Origin of the sequence: Hydrogenophaga sp. BPS33, assembly GCF_009859475.1 — a bacterium.
Classification (GTDB): Bacteria; Pseudomonadota; Gammaproteobacteria; order Burkholderiales; family Burkholderiaceae_C; genus Hydrogenophaga.
Map to the genome: position 1 here is coordinate 4,988,168 of NZ_CP044549.1, position 16,639 is coordinate 5,004,806.

Below are 16,639 nucleotides of genomic sequence, written 5' to 3' on the forward strand. Positions count from 1 at the left end.
AAAGGGCAGGCACGGGCCGCGTGTGGCTGCGCTCAGCGCAGGCCAGCCGCGTCGCGCCCAGCCACACGGCCCATCGACAGGCAGTTGGAGAGCGAGCCACCGCCCAGGTAGTCGTGGTGGAACAGGCAGCCCGCCATCTCGCCGACGGCGTACAACCCGGGAATAGCTTGACCCGACCCAGCCAGCACCCTGGCCTTTTCATCGATCACCAGCCCGCCGAACGTGAGCGTGATCGCGGGGCGGCACGGATAGAGCGCATGGAACGGCGGCACTTGCAGAGGCGTGGCCCACGCCGTTTTGGCGGGTTGTGCGGCCATGGCCTTGCCATCTTCGATCGACGCATTGAAGGCGGCGACTGTTTCTTCCAGCCGCTCGGGTGGGACCTGTATCGCGGCCGCCAAGGTGGCCAGGTCGGGTGCCTCCAGCACGGTAAGCCCCATGTTCCTGTAGGTGGTCATGGCGGTCTGCACGCCCGGCATCGACCGGATCTGCGCATCGAACACGATGGCCACGGTCTGTCCGGGCTGCTTCAGCGCGGCCTTGCCGTTGGCCACGTAGCCTCTGGACTCGTCCACGTAACGCTCGCCGTCGGCGTTGATGGCAATGCTGTACGGAATAGCACGCGACGGGTTTCCGCCTTTTGGGTTGGACGGATCGACCGCGGCCACGTGCAGCGACTCGATGCCTTCCATGTTGCCGACCTGCGCGCCCACCCGCTGCGCCATCTCGATGCCTTCCCCCATCAACCAGTCGACCCCGCGCAGCGAAAGCCCCGCCGCCTCGGGTCCGACGAACTTCATCAACGTTTCCTTGTTGCCCGAGTAGCCCCCGGTGGCCAGCACGACTGCGTCGGCCTCAAACGCCACCTCCGCGCCGCCGCGCGTGGCCTTCACGCCCGACACAGCGCCCGTGGACGACAGCATCAGATCCGTGACGCGCGCGCCGTAGTGCACCTGCACACCCTGCGCATCGAGCGCCTCGTAGAGCGAGCGCATCAAGCGCGGCGTTCCGACGAACTGGCCAGGCTCCAACGGGTGCACGCTGCACCGGTGGGGCGGCGCGCAGGCATAAGCGGGCAGGAAGTCTGCGCCGCGTTGGGACAGCCACTGCAGGTCGCCCAGGACCCGGTCTGCGATGGCGCGAAACAGCACGCGGTTGCCGCGACCCAGCGTGCTGGCGTCCAGCGATTCCACGAATGCCTGGCGGGCCGCTTCGGTGTCGGCGCTGGGGGCGAGAAACGCACCGCCCGACACGGCGGTATTGCCGCCACGGCGCTCTTCGGTCTGCATTTCCAGCATCAACACCTCAGCACCTTGTGCACGCGCTTCCAACGCGGCGCAAATGCCCGCGAGGCCCGATCCGACAACAACAATTCTTTTCATGGGAGTCCGTGGTGACGTGCTGCTATGCGGGGTTGAAGTCGTGCGCGCGGCGCTGGAGCGACACGGCGGAATCCTTGAGGACCTGCTTGGCGACCTTGTGGGTCGGCGTGTGCGGCAGGTCGTCCACGAACAGGATGAAGCGCGGCACTTTGATGGCCGTCATGCGCTGCTGGCACCAGCGGTGCAGCTCGGCCTCGCTCAAGCTGTGGTCGGGCCGTTTGACCACACAGGCCAGCACCTCGTCTTCGCCCAGCTCGGAGGGCACCGGCACGGTCGCCACCTCGACAATGGCCGGGTGCTCCGCGAGCAGGCGGTCCAGCTCGGCGCCCGAGATGTTCTCGCCACGGCGGCGGATGATGTCCTTCTTGCGCGTGACGAACCAGTACACGCCATCGGCGTCCCGGCGCACCAGGTCCCCGGTCTTGAACCAGCCATCGTGGAACGCGTCGGCCGTTTGCGCCGGGTCGCCCAGATAGCCTTGCATGATGATCGGGTGGCGCACCCAGAACTCGCCGGTCTGCCCGTCGGGCAGGTCGACACCGTTGTCGTCGACGATGCGCGCCTGCGCCCACTGCCGGTCGGGATCGGGGTGCTGCCCGAGCTTGCCCATGCTCCCGCTCAACGCGGGCCCGCCGAACGGCACGCAGCAAACACCGGGAATTTCCGTCATGCCAAACCCGCTGATGAGGTAGCGGATGTGGAACTCGTCGCGGAAACAGTCCTGGATATCGGCACGCGCGCCGTACACGCTTTCGATGCGGTGATCGGGCCGGAACTCGCTGCGGGGCCGCGCCTTCAGGATGCGGCCGATGGCTTCGATGAAATTCACGGTGGTCGCGCCGGTGTCGACCGCGGTGTTCCAGAACGTGGAGGCCGAGAACCGCTCCAGAAGGATCATGCAGGCACCGGCCGCACACGAGCCGGCGAGCGAGTAGAACAGCGCATTGGTGTGAAAGAGCGGCATCACCGTCAACACACGGTCTTCAGGTTGCAACCACAGGCGCGACACATTGGCCTCGCCGCCCACCACGAAGTTCTTCTGGCTGTGCATCACACCCTTGGGGAATCCCGTGGTGCCCGAGGTGAAGATCACGAGACAGGTGGCTTCGGCATCCGGTTGGGGCAAAGGCGCGTCGATCGCCTGCGCCATCAGTTCGGCCAGCGAGGTGAGGCCGGACAGTTCGCGCGTGATGTCCAGCAGACGGGGTTGATCGGCAAGTCCGTCGATGGCTTCGCGTGTCACGGCCAGCGTTGCAGGCGATACCGCCACGGCGCTCACCTGGGACTTCTCCAGCACGTACCGCATTTCGGCGGCGGTGGCGGCTGGGTTGAGCGGCACCATGGCCGCGTTCAGATGCGCCAGCGCAAACAGCAGCAGCACATGCGCTTCGTGGTTCGTGGCGGTAATGGCCACGCGGCTGCCCGGGGACACGCCCCACGCGGCCAGGCCGGTGGCCAACTGGCGCGAGGCAGTCAGGAACTGTTGTCTCGTCCAGGTCTTTCCGGCAAACAGCAGGAACGGGGCCTCAGGGTTCTGCTGTTCGCGCGAGGCCAGCAGGCCAGGCAAGGTGGCACCATGGTCCGGGTACAGACGGGTGACTTCGAGGGGAGTGCGTCGTTGCATATCGATCTTCAAGACAGGAGAACCCGGATCACGGATACATCGCCCAGCCCTTGCGGTGGGTCTTGACCTGGAAGAAATGGCCCTGGAGCGACGTCACGAACAAGGTCGTCATGTCCGGCCCGCCGAAGCACAGGTTGGTGGGCATGGGCGCCGGCACCGGATGGGACTCCAGCGGGCGCCCGTGGGGGGAGATCACCTGGATCAAGGGACCCGGACCAGACACTTCCCAGCCGGTGCACGCCAGGATGTTGCCTTCCACGTCGAGGCACATGCCGTCAATGCCGCGGTGCACGCCCCGGTGGTCGCAGCCCCAGGTGGTGAGCGTGATGAACGGCCCCAGGGATCCATCGGCCAGGATCGGATACGCCCGCAGTTCGCGCACCTTGTCGCGCTCGAAGCCGCTTTCGGCCACGTACAGCGTGCGCTGGTCTTGCGAGAGCAGGACGCCATTGGGCTTGACCGTGTCGAACGTGACGCGGTGCACGGTGTAGCTGCCATCGGCTTGCGGATCGGCGCGCAGGATGGACCGGTGCCCCAGCTCTTCCTGCGCACCGGCTGGGAGGTTGCCGTCGGCGTTCCAGGGGTCTGAAAACCAGATGCGCCCCTGGCGGTCGATCGCCAGATCGTTGGGCGTGTTCAACCGCTTTCCATCCAGATGGCTGACCACCGTGGTCTGCGCCGATCCATCGGCTTCAAAGCGCACGATCGATCGACCACCGGAGCAGCAACCGAAGAGCACACCTTGTGCGTCGTAGGCCATGCCGTTGGTGTTCTGCGTGCCGCTGCGCCATTGCGTCAACGATCCACTCTTGGGGTCGTAGCGGTAGATCAGGCTCGCACGGATGTGGGTGAAGAGCACCACCTCACCATTCCACACCGGGCCTTCGGTGAGCGGGATGCCGCACGGTCTGCGAATCAGTTCAAAGTCCCAGCGCATGTCATTCGTCTCCAGAGATTGCGGAATGGCCTGTGGCCCGTTTCAAGCGCCGGACCGGACCACCAGGGCGTCCATCAGCGGGTCCAGCGTGGCCGCTTCGTCCAGCGACCGAAGCGCCTGCAGCACCTGCTCGGCTTGCGCAGGTTGGAAAACGCGTTGCGCCAGGATGCGGAACTTGTCGTTCACCTCGTCGCCGGACAACGGCGCCATGGTGTGGCCCTTGGGATACCTCGCCTCTTCCGAGAACGTCGCGCCGCTGTTCGTGGTGACCTCGATGCGGCACGGCGACATCTCGGGTGGCTCGGCGGCAAATGCAGGGTCCACGTCCATCGCGAGGCGGTCGAGGATGGCGTGAATGCGCGTGTCCTGAAGCCTCTCTGGGTCAAACAGCGCGTCGCTGAACACGCCATCGAGCAACACGCCCGCCACGATGTACGGGATGCTGTGGTCGGCCGTCTCGCGCGTGGTTGGCCGCCACTTCGCCGGGGTGTTCTCGATCATCCCTTTGACTTCGTAGACAAACACCTTCACGCTGGCAATGGACTCGCCGTTCAGCCGCGCGTGGAGCCGCAGCGCGAGCTCGATGGCGGTTTGCGCGTGGTAGTAGCACAGGAAGCATTTGAGGTGCGACTGACTCACGGCGAACGGGTGGTCGCGGTCGCCGAGTGCCGGAAACTTCAGGTCGCCGAACCGCTCCGCCAGGCCCGACTTGCCACGGACCGGTTGCTCCGGTCCCTCGATGCCTTCGGCCGCCAGCAGCGCACACATCACGCCGTCCCTCGCCGCGTACGGTGCCGCGCAACCCTTCCACATCGACAGATTGCCTTGGCGCGAGACCAGCAGCGCGTGGTTGGCCGTCATGGCAATGGCCAGGGCATGGGCGGTTTGTGCCTCGGACAGGCGCAGCAGTTTTGCAGCACCAGCGCTGGCGGCCACCGCCGTGTAGAAAGAATGGTCCCAACCCTTCTCGCGCACCAGCGTGCCGCGAAAGATCCAGTGGTAGGCCTCGTACGCCGCGACGACCGCCGTGAGCACCTCGGCACCGCTGCGTCGCAGCGCGTCGCCCATGGCCATGACGGCTGGAATCAGGTCGCTTGGGTGGCCACCGCCGCTCAGGTAGGTGTCGTTGCCATCGAGGTAGCGCACCATGAAGCCGTTGGCCAAGGCAGCGTACTCGGGCAACACACGGAGCTCGGTTCCGAGCACACGCGCACCATCGGGCACCTGAGCCCGGGCGGCCATGCGCCGGCCCACTTCGCCCGGCATGGACGGGAATCCGGCGATGCCGCAGCCGATGGCGTCCACGATCCGGTCTATGGCGTCGCGCCTGACCGACAGGGGAGTATCGCTTTCGACAAGACCCACCACATAAGAGGCCAGGCGCTGCAAGTCGGCGTCGGCGGCTGTTTTCATAGGGCTCCTTTGCACAATGAAAAAATTGTAGGCAGCGAATGCGGCTGTGATGGTCCATATGGTGGACGCGCATCCTCAGGCTGGTTCGATCATGCAAGGGGGCAACAGAGTCCACTTTATGGACGCATAATTTCTGCCGCTCTCACACAATGGCACCACCACCCGCCGTCCTGGGGGTCGGTGCAGCAAGGAGACTTATGGAAAACGCAAGCGGAGGCACCCAGAGCATCCAGCGCGCCGCGATGATCCTGCGCCACATTGGCAATGGGCACGACGAAGGTGTCAGGCTGGTGGACCTGTCCAACGAGCTCTACCTCGAGCGGCCCACGGTGCACCGCATCGTGAAGTCGTTGATGGCTGAGAACCTGGTCACCCAGGACGTCACCACCCGGCGCTACCACCTCGGCCAGGGCATCGTGGCCTTGAGCCTGATCGTCAACCGCAAGCTCAATTTCCAGCAGCTCGCACAGCCCCTGCTGGAAGACATGGCCCGCCAGACGGGCGACACCTTCTACCTCAACCAGCGCATCGGCAACGAAGCGCTTTGCCTGATCCGAACGGATGGGCATTGCCCGATCAAGATCTATTCCGTGGGGGTCGGCGACCGTCGGCCGCTGGGCGTGGGCGCTGGCGGTCTGGCCATGCTGAGCGAGATGCCGGTTGCCGAACGCAATGCCTGTATCGCGGCCAATGAGCAGGCGCTCTCGAAATACAAGGGTTTGAACAAGCGCGCGCTGCTCCGGCTGATCGAGAAGACGAAGACACTGGGATACGCCCACCTGGATGTGTACGGGCTCGCGGGCGTTCATGCGGTGGGCGTCCCGATCATGAGTCCACAGGGAGCCCCGGTCGCCGCTCTCAGCATCGCATCGATCTCCAACCGCCTGGGCACGAAGCGGGTCGAGGAATTGGTCGTGCTTCTGCGAAAGAACGCCCGCCAGCTGGAGCAGTTGATCAGCGACTACCACTGGTGATCGCCGCCCCATTTGCTTTCCGTCAGAGGGTGTCGGCGTCGCCCAGGATCACGGTCACGCCGGCGGAATACACCATGCCGTTGGCATGCACCAACCCCAGCTTGTGGTTGCGGGCCTGTGCGTCCCCGCGCTCGCCGCGGATTTGCCGCACGGCCTCGATCAACAGGAAGATGCCGTACATGCCCGGGTGGCAATAGGACAGACCACCACCGTTCGTGTTGACGCTGAGAGCGCCGCCGGGCGCGATCCTGCCGCCTTCGACAAACGCACCGCCCTCCCCTTTCTTGCAGTAGCCCAGGTCCTCCAGGAACATGATCGGGTTCAGCGTGAACGCGTCGTACAGCTGCAGGACATCGATGTCCTTGGGGGCCAACCCTGCCATGCGGAATGCCGCAGGACCGGAAAAGGCGGCCGGCGATACGGTCAGATCGGGCATGGCGGAGATGCTGGCGTGGCTCATGTGTTCGCCCACGCCCAACACATACGCCGGGGTCTTGCGCATGCTCCTGGCGCGAGTGGCGGAGGTGACGACGATGGCGCCCCCTCCGTCCGACAGCAGACAGATGTCGCGCACGGAAAACGGGTGGCTCACCATCCTGGCGTTGAGCACATCGTCGATCGACAGGCTCTCCTTTTCCCAGGCCAGCGGATTGAGCAAGGCCCATTGGCGCGCCGCAACCGCGACCTCCGCGAGTTGCCTGCGCGTGGTGCCGAACTGGTGCATGTGCCGCGATGCTGACAGCGCGTAGGCAGACGATGGCAGGAACGGCCGGTAAGGCGTTTCGTAGGGATTGAACTCGCGCTGGTTCACCTTGCTGCGGCCCATGAGCCGCTGCGTGCTGCCGTAAGCGATCAACGCCACCTCGCACAAGCCCGCCTGGATGGCCGCTTGCGCATGCCCGAGATGCGATTCGAACGAACAGCCTCCGATGTTCGTTCCGTCCTGGTACTTCGGCGTCACCCCCAGGTAGTCGCACAACTGCAGGGTCGGGTTTCGCAGCTGGCTGGTGGCGGCAAAGATGCCATCCACATCCTTCAAGGAAAGTCCACAGTCGTCCAGCGCTCGAATGCTGGCCTGTGCCATCAGGTCCACCGGGGTGGTGCCGGCCGCGACCGCGCCCAGATCGGATTCGGCCACGCCCACCACGGCGGCGCTGCCGCGTTCAAGTCCTGTCATGCCGCCTCGCCCAAAGGAACAAACACGGGATACGGCGGCTGACCATCGCCGCTCGGCGCAAAGCGGACCTGCACCCGCAGCCCAATGGCCACGTCGAGCGGCGGCACGCCCTCCACACGGCTCATCATTCGGTAGCCCTCATCAAGGTCCACCAGGCACACGTTGTGCGAAGGCTGGCCCTTCTCAAACACCACGGTGGTGGCGTGCACGGTGCCCCGACCACCGCTGATCTTCCAGTCCAGGCCCGTGCTGCCCGAGCCGGGCGCGACCACCCTTGGATGGAAGATGGCCTTGCCGGTATCGACCTCCACCTGGTAGGCCAGCAAGCCCTTTTCGCAATGCTCGGCGTAGATCTGGTGCGGGGACTTTTGCAGGGCGGGCATGGGCAGCATTACTGGATCTTGATGTTCAGGTCTTTCACGAACCGGGTCCATTTCGTGGTTTCGTCTCTGACAAACTTTTCGGACTCGGCCTGCGTGTGCGACTGCACCGTCACCCCGATGTTGGCGAACGCAGTGGCAACGGCGGGGTCTTTCGTGATATCGCTGGTGGTCTTGTGCAGGATGTCGACGATGCGGCGGTCGGTGGCCGAGGGCACCAGGAAGGCGTACCACGTGCCGACCGTGTTGGCCTTCAAGCCCGCCTCGGCGAGCGTGGGCACATCGGGCAGCGCGGGATCGCGCTTGGCCGTCGTGACCGCCAAGGCCTTGAACTTGCCGTTGCGCAGGTACGGCAGAACGCCTGAAGGGCTCGGGCAGTAGAGCTGCACCAGACCGGCCAGCATGTCGGTGACCGGTTGCGCCGTGCCTTTGTAGGGCACATGCACCATGGATATCTTCGCGGCCGCCATGATGCTTTCCACAGCGAGGTGCCCAGGCGCGCCATTGCCGGACGATGCGAATGTGAAGTTCTTCGGGTTCTTCTTCACGGCCTCGATGAACGACTTCAGATCGTTGATGCCGAGCGTGGCGGGCACCACGCACACGATCGGTGCTTCGGCAAATACCGAGACCGTGGTGAAGTCCTTGACGGAGTCGTACGGCAACTTGCCCACCAACCCGGGGTTGATGGCGTGAACGATGCCGCCCATGAGAATGGTCTCGCCATTGGGTTCCGAGCGCGCCACCAGCTCGGTGCCGATGACCTGGCCCGCGCCGGGCCGGTTCTCGACGACGAACGCTTGCTTCAACCGCTCCGACAACTCCTTGGCCATCAGGCGGCCAATGGTGTCGTTCGCGCCGCCCGCCGCGTAAGGGACGATGATGCGCACCGGCCTGGAGGGGTACGGGTCTTGTGCCTGTACCGCTTGTGGAATGCCTGCAATGCCTGCGACCACGAGGGTGGCAGCGCATGCGCCGAGAAGCGTTTTTGTGATGCGGGTGTTCATGTGTCGTCTCCTGCAAAAGATTCGGGGTTTTGTGATCTGCACAGCAAGATCACATGCACCGATTCTTTTGCCGAACGAGCGTCTTGTGAGTCCATATTGCGGAACAGTCAACCCAGTGCCGCGGCAGTCTTCTGCGGGTCGGCCAATGGACAAACCATGCCGCGGTACCGCTCAGGGCTCGGGGATCCGCGCCAGCGAAGAACGGATGCCGCTGGCCAGCGCAATGAGCGGAGGACCCAGCAAGCGCTCCACGCGGGATATCGGCTCTTCGGTAGACACGCTGACATTCAAGACGTAGACCCCTTCGGAAGTGGTGAGGGGAGTTGCCAGTGCCACCACCTCTGGCTGCCAGGAAGCCGCGCAATAGCCATGCGCTCGCACCTGTCGGATCGCTGCATTGATCTCAAGCGAAACCGCGCGCCAGTTCGCACCAGATCGCCGCTCGAACGACGCCTGTAGCAACCGTCGCTTTGGAATCGCCAGGGTGGACAGGTATGCCCGTCCCAGTGAGGTCAATTCCATTGGGACACGCTGCCCCGACACCACTTTGCGCAAGGCGACACGGCGGTTGTAGCGGATGGACTCGAGATACACCATCTCATCCTTGTCTGGCGCGGCGAGCCCGACATTGATGCGTTCACGTTCTGCCAGCTCGCGCATCAGGGGCGCAGCGATGCCCAGCACGGTCGACCCCGTCCTCATGGAGTGCGCGAAGCTCAACACCGGCGGAGCGAGACAATAGGCCCGGCGCTGCTGTTCGTACTGAAGCATGCCGGTCAAGACCAGTGTCTGCGTCAGACGGCTCACGGTGGAAGGAGAAAGACCCGTGCGTTCCGCGAGTTCGCCATTGCCCAGCCAGTTCGAGCCGGGCCGGAAGGCTCTGAGGATTTCAATGCCTCTGACCACTACTGTCCGGTTAAAAGTCGAACAAATTCAATTGGTTAACGGCGTCGGGCATATCGGTCTGGGACGCGTCGGCCTGCAAGGCGCATGAAATCTCGGTTTTCTCGAAGACCGACACCGACAAGATCTGTAGACATGTGTAAAGCGAGACATCGAGTTGAAGCTCCTTCTTGACGATGGCAATGAGCACGTAGGTGGCCACGGCACACCACACCTGCGTCTTCACGGCGTTCTCGCTGTTGCCGAGAAACTTCTTGATGCGCAGATGCTGCTTGATCCATTTGAAGAACAGCTCGACTCGCCAGCGGCTCTTGTACAGCGCGGCGATCGTCAGCGCCGGCAGCGCCGTGTTGTTGGTCAGGAAGATCAGTGTTTTGCCGGACTCGGGATCCTTGAATCGCACACGCCGCAAATGCTCGGGATACTTCTTGGCCGAGTAGTGACCGTTGAGCATGACCTGCTGGTCGCTGATGACGCCAGTGCTGCGGTCGGTGGGTGCCGAGTAGACACGTCTGGCATCCATCGGCGACTTCGCGCGCGTAACGAAGAAGGCGCCAGCCTGGTGCAGCGCATACAGCCGTGCGAAGTCCACATAGCCGCGATCCATCACGTAGAACGCACCGGCCTCGAAACTCAGCATGTCCAGCACGTTCACGTCGTGCAGCTTGCCATCGCTGATGTGGATGAAGGCCGGGATAGCGCCGCGCAGATCCAGCAGCGTGTGCAGCTTGATGGCCGCCTTGGTCGATCGAAACGGTGCCCAGTCGAACAGGCTCAAGCACAGATCGATGGTGCTGGAGTCCAGCGCATAGACCGTGTTGTCCAAGTCGACGCCGAGCGCATCGTTCGCGTACAGCTTGCGTGCGCGCCGGATCAGCAAGGCAGCCAGGTCCGACCAGATGCGCCAGTCGCGCGATTCGTTGGCGTCGGCCAGCGTGGAGCGCTTGACCGCCGAGCGAAACCCCATCGCATACAGCTTGCCGGCATTGGCCGACAAGCTGGCCTCGATGTCGCGCAGACTCTCTCGCCAAGTCAGCTGCGCGAAGGCCATCGCCCGGAACTGCTCGGCGCACGACAGCGCTCGCACACCCGAGTTGCCTCCATGGCGCTGCACGATGCGCGCGAAGCTGGTCCATGGGACGAACTCCATGATCTGAGAAAACAAGGTCTTGCCGATGTGCACGCGCTTCCCCAGAGACAGTCAAGCCCGGGAAAGTACGCGGTTTTGGAAGAGCGAAGTTCAAATCGGCACCAAACGAAATCGGTCTGCAACCCGCGCCAATGCTTGATCTCAGGCTCGGCGCGGACCATTTAACCGGACAGTAGTGGCCTCTGACCAACGATCGATTGGTCGGTGAGCGCCCCAGCCGATCACCCATCTCCTCATCTTTGACGATCTGCATGAAGACAATCCTTGAAAGATCGGACGCTATGTTCGACATTTCCATTCTATGGAATGGCGCTTCAACGACTGAGCAACGGTGCCGTGACCATCTTGAGCTGGCTGAAACCCAGGCGAAGGCTACGGTCTCGCTCAAGTTGGGTTGACGCTCCTGTCCAAGCGCCAGATGCGCGCGAGCAGCGCGGTGGATTCGGCGTCCCCGATCACAGGTGAGGCCAGTTCCAGCAACTTGCCCTCCAAGTCCTTGTCGGACAAGGGCAACTCGGGGTCGCCCTTGCGGTCGGTCTGCAAGTGCGAGAGGCGCCGGCCATCGCGCAACGCGATCTCCACGCGCGCACCACGGCGACCGGGGAAGGCGGCATCCACCTCCGGGTCCAGGGCCTTGTGAATGCGTTGCATCAGCGCGCGTGTGGCCGGATCTTGCAGACGCGCAGGCTCGAAGGCCGACAGCCGCACGCTGCCATGCACCAGGGCGCTGGCCACCATGTAGTGCAGGCTGAAACGGGCCTGGTCTGCGTTCTGCGGATCGACGTGCGGCGCGATGTCCAGCGTCGACTGGTACACGCCCAGCGCCACACGTTCGATGTCTTCGTGGGTGAAACCATGCAACTGCTGCAGCTCGAGCGCGCCATCGATGGCGGGAAAGGTGTGGCCGCAACCGATGTGGTTCTTGAAGGTGAGCCGCGTGATGTGGAAATCGCTGCCCAGCGTGGCCCCCACGGTGGACCAGTCCGGCCCGGTGCTCATCGCCTGGCCCAGACCCGCCTCGCCCTCCAGCACATCGAGCGAGCTGCGCATGCCGCCCGCCGCCAGTTGTGCCGCCAACACCCCGGCCTCCGCGGCTCGGCCCGCATGCAAGGGCTTGGCCATGGCTTCCAGGCGGAAGGCCTGCTGCAGGCCTGCGGTGAAAGTGGCGGCGATGGCCAGGGCGTGCGCGAACGCATCCTCGTCCAGTTGGAGCAGGCTCGCCGCTGCCGCAGCGGCACCGAAGCTGCCGATGGTGCCGGTGTTGTGCCAGTACTTGTAATGCGGGCGGCCCATCACCACGCCGATGCGGGTGGAGACTTCGTAACCCAGCACCACCGCGCGCAGCAGGTCCGGGCCCGAGGCCTTCACTGCCTGGGCCACCGCCAACGCGGCGGCAATGGTGGCCGCACCCGGGTGGAGCATCGCGTCGCGGAAACTGTCGTCCACCTCGGCGGCGTGTGCGGCCGTTCCCTGGATCAGTGCGGCGGCACGCGCCGTGGCCCTGCGCCCTCCCACGAGTTGCGATGTCCCGCGGTCCAGATCGTCCGCCAGGGTGCGCGTGAGGACTTGCACGGCAGGTGTGTCCAGCCCAGGGTAATAAGACGCGTACCAGTCGACGACCGCGCGCTTGGCGTGGTGGACCACCTCGGGTGGCAGCGGTGTGGTGGCGAAGTCGGCCGCAAAGCGGGCAAATACTTGAGAGGCGTACATCGTTCCGTTCTCCATGACCGAGCAGTGTTCGGCGTTGTCGCAAGGCACCCTCAGGCGAGCACCACGACACCGTCGGCGGCACGCACGCCCTCGCCCCTTGCCCGCACAAACACCGGGTTGATCTCGGCCTCGACCAGTCGATCACCCAACTGCGCCGCCATGCGCGAGAAGGCGACGATGGCATCCACCAGCGCGTCCACGTCCGCCATGGGACGGCCACGGAAACCGTCCAGCAGCGGCCAGGTCTTGAGATCCTTCGCCATGGCCAGCGCATCGGCGCGGCTCAGGCCGGTGAGGCCGTTCGCATCTTCGGGCAGCAGGCGCAAGGTCGTGTCCTTGAGCAGTTCGGCGGTCACGCCACCCATACCCAGCAAAACGGCCGTTCCCAACGCATCTCTGTGCATGCCCAGGATCAGCTCGGTCCCGCCGCCCACCATTTCCTGCACGAGGAAACGTTCCGGGCGCACCCCCGCCTTGTTGTGCACATCGGTCGTCATGGCTGTCAATCGCGCACCCACGGTATCGGGGGTGAGGCCGATCGCCACGCCACCCACGTCACTCTTGTGCGTGATCTGCGAAGACAGGATCTTGAGCACCACGCGTCCACCGAGCTCGCGCGAAGCCGCTTCTGCTTCTGCGGGCGTGGTCACGGTGCGTTCGGCCGCACAGGGAACGCCAAAGCGCGCGAACAGTTGCTTGGCCTGCGCTTCATCGAGCGAACCTGAAGGCAGATCGCCAACCGTGACCGCTGCGCACACCGAAGGCGCGTCGACCGGTGCCACAAATGCACGCACCGAGTGCATCGCGTCCAGGGCCGCCGTGCAGCTTTCGGCCGCGGAGAAGGCGGGGACGCCGTGCCGCGTCAGCAAGGCACCCACTTCGGGTGCATGCGGGCTGACGTAGGCCATGATGGGTTTGTCGGAATCCGGCAGGCAATCGCGGATGGCACCGGCCATCAACTCGGGCATGGCCAGGCTGGACGAGCCCACGATGATCACCAGGGCGTCATAGCTCGGGCTGGCCAGCAGCGCACGAATGGCGCCGCGCAGCAGGTCCGGCCTCAGGCCAGCCAGCGTCACGTCGATGGGATTGCGGTCCAGCACGGCTTCGCTGCCGGTCTGCAATGCACGCAGTGCCTCGGCTGTGGCGGCGTCGGGCGCGGGCGTCTCGAAGCCGGCCACACCGAGATCGTCGGACACCAGCGTACCCGCGCCACCCGTGCTGGTAAGGATGGCCACGCGCTTGCCACGCAAGATGCGGCCAGTGGCCAGGCCCACGGGAATGTCCAGCAGATCGTTGAAGCTTTTGGCGCGGATCACACCGACCTGCTTGAACAGCGCGTCGTACATGCGATCGGCGCCGGCCATGGCACCGGTGTGCGACACGGCGGCTTGCGCGCCGGCTTCGGAGCGACCGATCTTGAACGCGACCACCGGCTTGCCCGCGCGCGCCGCCTTGAGGCAGGCGGCGCGAAACTTCGCGGGATTGCGCACGGTCTCCACGTACAGCGCAATCACCTTGGTGGCCGGATCGTCCGCCAGGTGGTCGATGAAGTCGGCCAGCTCCAGGTCCACCTCGTTGCTGGTGGAAATGAGCTTGCTCAGGCCAATGCCGCGTGCAGCGGCGCGCGAGAGCAGCGAGCCCAGAATGCCGCCACTTTGCGACACGACACCGATGCCACCCACCGGAAACTCGTCCATCTCCAACGCACCCGTGGCCGAGAGCACGATCCTGTCGGTCAGGTTGACCAGACCGATCGTGTTCGGGCCGAGGATGCGCATCGGGCCGGCCGCATCGAGCAGTTGCTTCTGACGGCGTGCGCCGTCTTCACCCGTTTCCGTGTAGCCGCTGGCCAGCACCACGGCGGCTGCGCAACCGCGCGCAGACAGCTCTTTCACCGCAAGGTGGGCACGCTCCGCGCCCAGCAGCACGATGGCGACATCGGGCGTTTCTGGCAGCGACGCGATGTCGGCATAGCAGGGCAGATCGCCAATGCGATCGGCCTTGGGGTTCACCGGCATGATGCGACCGGAGAAGCCGTGCTTCTGGAGATAGGCCACCGGGCGACCTGCGGTTTTCGACGGATCCGCCGAGGCGCCGATGATGGCCACGCTGCGAGGGGCGAGGAGTCTGGAAATGGCGTTCATCGGATTCACTCTTTGCCGGTGGTCTTTGCCAGGAAGGCTTCCACCGACGCGCGGTGTTCGCTGCTGGTGTAGCAAATGCCCTGGGCCTGGCTGCCTTGTGCAAACACGTCGTGCGAGCTGAGTTCGAAGCTCTGGTTGAGAATGGTTTTGGTCAAGGCCAGCGCAGTGCCCGATGCCTGGCTCAACTCGGAGGCCCAGGCCTGTGCATCGGCCAGCAGCATGTCGGCGCTGGTCTTGCGGTCCACGATGCCCAGCGATACGGCTTCGTCGATCTTGACCTGGCGGCCGGTGAAGATGAGTTCCTTGGCCTTGGCCAGGCCCACGCGGCGCGGCAGGAAATACATGCCACCGCCATCCGGGACGATGCCGCGCAGCACATACGACCAGGTGAAGCTGGCCCACTCGCTGGCGATGACGAAGTCGCACGCCAATGCAGTGTCGGCACCCAGGCCGGAAGCTGCACCGTTCACGGCTGCGATCACCGGCTTGGGGCAGGTGTGCAGCAGGGCTTGTGTGTGGTGCACGCGCTGCTGGCGGTGCCAGCCATTGAAGCCCACTTCGCCGCCTGGCGCGTTCATGCGTTTCTGCATGCCGGCGATGTCGCCACCGGCACAAAAGCCCTTGCCCGCACCCGTGAGCACCAGTGCGCGGATGGCCTGGTCGGCTGCAACGGATTCCAACGCGTCGATGAATTCCGAACGCATCGCATCGCTCATGGCGTTGCGCTTGTCAGGACGGTTGAGCGTGAGCGTCGCCACGCGGTCGCTCACTTGCAGTTCGATCAGGGTGTAGTCCATGGTGTGGTACCGATTCAGTCCGACTTGATGTTGTTTTCCTTGACGACCTTGCGCCAGCGCGCCTCTTCGGCCTTCACATAGCGGTCAAACTCGGCCGGCTCGGAAGCGGAAACCACCAACCCTTCCTGCTCGACCTTCTGCACGAACTCCGGCGTGTGCGCGGCCTTCTTGACGGCGGCGTTGAGCTTTGCGATCACCGGCGCAGGGGTGCCGGCAGGCACGAAGAAGCCATACCAGCTTTCCACCGAGTAGCCGGGCACGGTGGCGGCAATGGTCGGCACGCCCTTGAACGCGGGCGATGGTTCCGGCGAGGTCACCGCGATCGCGCGCAGCGTGCCTTGGGACACGAACGAGGAGACGGCCGCAGCGGTGCCGAAGAACATGTCGACCTGGCCACCGCGCAGATCGGTCATGGCGGGACCGGCACCGCGGTAAGGAATGTGCAGCAACTCCACCTTGCTCAGGTTCGTGAACAGTTCGCCCGCGAGATGGGCCGAAGTGCCATTGCCTTGCGACGCGTAGGTCAGGCGCTTGCCGGCTTTCGCCGCGTCCAGAATGTCCTTCACCGTCTTGTAGGGGCTGTCCGGGCGCACCACGAGCACATTGGGGCCGCGACCGATCAGGCTCACGGCCGCGAAAGCCGTGTCGTTCGAGTAGGGCAGCTTGTTCAGAAGGCTGGGGTTGACCGCGTGAGCCAACGTGGCGATCACCATGGTGTAGCCATCCGGCGGGCTCTTGGCCGCCTGATCCGTCCCGATCACCGTGCCGCCACCCGGCTTGTTGTCGATGATCACCGACTGGCCCAACTCCTTGGCCATGCCTTGGCCCAGGGTTCGCGCGATCAAATCGGTGCCGCCACCCGGTGCGAAGGGCACGATGATGCGAACGGGTCGATCGGGGAACTGTGCCTGTGCATGCGCGTTGCCAACAAGGCCCGCCAGGCTGAGGACAACGCCGCTGGCGAGCGCACGAATGGGGGATAAAGCGAGTTTCATTGAATGTCTCCGTGAATGGAATGTGCGGTCGGCAGACGTCGGT

The 16,639-nt window shown here is 64.7% G+C and carries 14 protein-coding genes; 1 reads left to right on the plus strand and 13 read right to left on the minus strand.

Annotated features, from left to right (window positions below; translation table 11 throughout):
* Positions 1-32: 32 nt before the first annotated feature.
* The 4 genes from F9K07_RS22965 to F9K07_RS22980 are packed head-to-tail and all read right to left on the minus strand — an operon-like array spanning position 33 to position 5,356.
* Positions 33-1,382, minus strand: a complete 1,350-nt coding sequence (locus tag F9K07_RS22965) for an FAD-dependent oxidoreductase (RefSeq protein WP_159595621.1) — start codon at positions 1,380-1,382, stop codon at positions 33-35.
* A 22-nt stretch (positions 1,383-1,404) separates the two neighbouring features.
* Entirely contained in the window at positions 1,405-3,006 is a 1,602-nt protein-coding gene (locus F9K07_RS22970) for a class I adenylate-forming enzyme family protein (protein WP_159595622.1), read from the minus strand.
* Between the two features lie 28 nt (positions 3,007-3,034).
* Positions 3,035-3,943: an SMP-30/gluconolactonase/LRE family protein gene (locus F9K07_RS22975; RefSeq protein ID WP_159595623.1), complete on the minus strand. Its 909-nt coding sequence runs from the start codon at positions 3,941-3,943 to the stop codon at positions 3,035-3,037.
* 42 nt (positions 3,944-3,985) lie between these two features.
* Positions 3,986-5,356 carry an MmgE/PrpD family protein gene (locus F9K07_RS22980; RefSeq protein ID WP_159595624.1) on the minus strand — a complete coding sequence of 457 codons (1,371 nt, stop codon included), beginning with the start codon at positions 5,354-5,356 and terminating at the stop codon, positions 3,986-3,988.
* Between the two features lie 197 nt (positions 5,357-5,553).
* On the opposite strand from F9K07_RS22980, the gene F9K07_RS22985 reads away from it, so the two are divergent.
* Positions 5,554-6,330: an IclR family transcriptional regulator gene (locus F9K07_RS22985; RefSeq protein ID WP_159595625.1), complete on the plus strand. Its 777-nt coding sequence runs from the start codon at positions 5,554-5,556 to the stop codon at positions 6,328-6,330.
* A 22-nt stretch (positions 6,331-6,352) separates the two neighbouring features.
* Here the strand turns inward: F9K07_RS22985 and F9K07_RS22990 are convergent, their stop codons facing one another.
* The 9 genes from F9K07_RS22990 to F9K07_RS23030 all read right to left on the minus strand — a co-directional run bounded on the left by F9K07_RS22990 (position 6,353) and on the right by F9K07_RS23030 (position 16,596).
* Positions 6,353-7,507: an acetyl-CoA acetyltransferase gene (locus F9K07_RS22990; RefSeq protein WP_159595626.1), complete on the minus strand. Its 1,155-nt coding sequence runs from the start codon at positions 7,505-7,507 to the stop codon at positions 6,353-6,355.
* Positions 7,504-7,890 (minus strand): Zn-ribbon domain-containing OB-fold protein, encoded by a 387-nt coding sequence (locus F9K07_RS22995; RefSeq protein ID WP_236581451.1) that lies wholly within the window; start codon positions 7,888-7,890, stop codon positions 7,504-7,506. The genes F9K07_RS22990 and F9K07_RS22995 overlap by 4 nt, the downstream gene beginning before the upstream one ends.
* 8 nt (positions 7,891-7,898) lie before the next feature.
* The gene (locus F9K07_RS23000) at positions 7,899-8,894 is read right to left on the minus strand and encodes a Bug family tripartite tricarboxylate transporter substrate binding protein (RefSeq protein ID WP_159595628.1); all 996 of its coding nucleotides are present in this window, start codon (positions 8,892-8,894) and stop codon (positions 7,899-7,901) included.
* A 171-nt stretch (positions 8,895-9,065) separates the two neighbouring features.
* Positions 9,066-9,827 carry an IclR family transcriptional regulator gene (locus F9K07_RS23005; protein ID WP_236582049.1) on the minus strand — a complete coding sequence of 254 codons (762 nt, stop codon included), beginning with the start codon at positions 9,825-9,827 and terminating at the stop codon, positions 9,066-9,068.
* Positions 9,811-10,980, minus strand: coding sequence for an IS4 family transposase (locus F9K07_RS23010; protein WP_159590777.1), 1,170 nt, complete (start codon positions 10,978-10,980; stop codon positions 9,811-9,813). The genes F9K07_RS23005 and F9K07_RS23010 overlap by 17 nt, the downstream gene beginning before the upstream one ends.
* Before the next feature lie 351 nt (positions 10,981-11,331).
* The gene (locus F9K07_RS23015; protein WP_159595630.1) at positions 11,332-12,657 is read right to left on the minus strand and encodes an MmgE/PrpD family protein; all 1,326 of its coding nucleotides are present in this window, start codon (positions 12,655-12,657) and stop codon (positions 11,332-11,334) included.
* A 50-nt stretch (positions 12,658-12,707) separates the two neighbouring features.
* The gene (locus tag F9K07_RS23020; RefSeq protein WP_159595631.1) at positions 12,708-14,804 is read right to left on the minus strand and encodes an acetate--CoA ligase family protein; all 2,097 of its coding nucleotides are present in this window, start codon (positions 14,802-14,804) and stop codon (positions 12,708-12,710) included.
* A gap of 5 nt (positions 14,805-14,809) precedes the next feature.
* Positions 14,810-15,601: an enoyl-CoA hydratase/isomerase family protein gene (locus F9K07_RS23025; RefSeq protein ID WP_159595632.1), complete on the minus strand. Its 792-nt coding sequence runs from the start codon at positions 15,599-15,601 to the stop codon at positions 14,810-14,812.
* 14 nt (positions 15,602-15,615) lie between these two features.
* Positions 15,616-16,596 carry a tripartite tricarboxylate transporter substrate binding protein gene (locus F9K07_RS23030; protein ID WP_159595633.1) on the minus strand — a complete coding sequence of 327 codons (981 nt, stop codon included), beginning with the start codon at positions 16,594-16,596 and terminating at the stop codon, positions 15,616-15,618.
* Between the last annotated feature and the right edge of the window lie 43 nt (positions 16,597-16,639).

Coding starts and splice junctions, on each gene's coding strand:
- F9K07_RS23000 (WP_159595628.1), bottom strand. CDS start 8,894: ATGAACACCCGCATCACAAAAACGCTTCTCGGCGCATGCGCTGCCACC.
- F9K07_RS23030 (WP_159595633.1), bottom strand. CDS start 16,596: ATGAAACTCGCTTTATCCCCCATTCGTGCGCTCGCCAGCGGCGTTGTC.
- F9K07_RS23025 (WP_159595632.1), bottom strand. CDS start 15,601: ATGGACTACACCCTGATCGAACTGCAAGTGAGCGACCGCGTGGCGACG.
- F9K07_RS22975 (WP_159595623.1), bottom strand. CDS start 3,943: ATGCGCTGGGACTTTGAACTGATTCGCAGACCGTGCGGCATCCCGCTC.
- F9K07_RS22965 (WP_159595621.1), bottom strand. CDS start 1,382: ATGAAAAGAATTGTTGTTGTCGGATCGGGCCTCGCGGGCATTTGCGCC.
- F9K07_RS22995 (WP_236581451.1), bottom strand. CDS start 7,890: ATGCCCGCCCTGCAAAAGTCCCCGCACCAGATCTACGCCGAGCATTGC.
- F9K07_RS22970 (WP_159595622.1), bottom strand. CDS start 3,006: ATGCAACGACGCACTCCCCTCGAAGTCACCCGTCTGTACCCGGACCAT.
- F9K07_RS22980 (WP_159595624.1), bottom strand. CDS start 5,356: ATGAAAACAGCCGCCGACGCCGACTTGCAGCGCCTGGCCTCTTATGTG.
- F9K07_RS22985 (WP_159595625.1), top strand. CDS start 5,554: ATGGAAAACGCAAGCGGAGGCACCCAGAGCATCCAGCGCGCCGCGATG.
- F9K07_RS23015 (WP_159595630.1), bottom strand. CDS start 12,657: ATGTACGCCTCTCAAGTATTTGCCCGCTTTGCGGCCGACTTCGCCACC.
- F9K07_RS23020 (WP_159595631.1), bottom strand. CDS start 14,804: ATGAACGCCATTTCCAGACTCCTCGCCCCTCGCAGCGTGGCCATCATC.
- F9K07_RS22990 (WP_159595626.1), bottom strand. CDS start 7,507: ATGACAGGACTTGAACGCGGCAGCGCCGCCGTGGTGGGCGTGGCCGAA.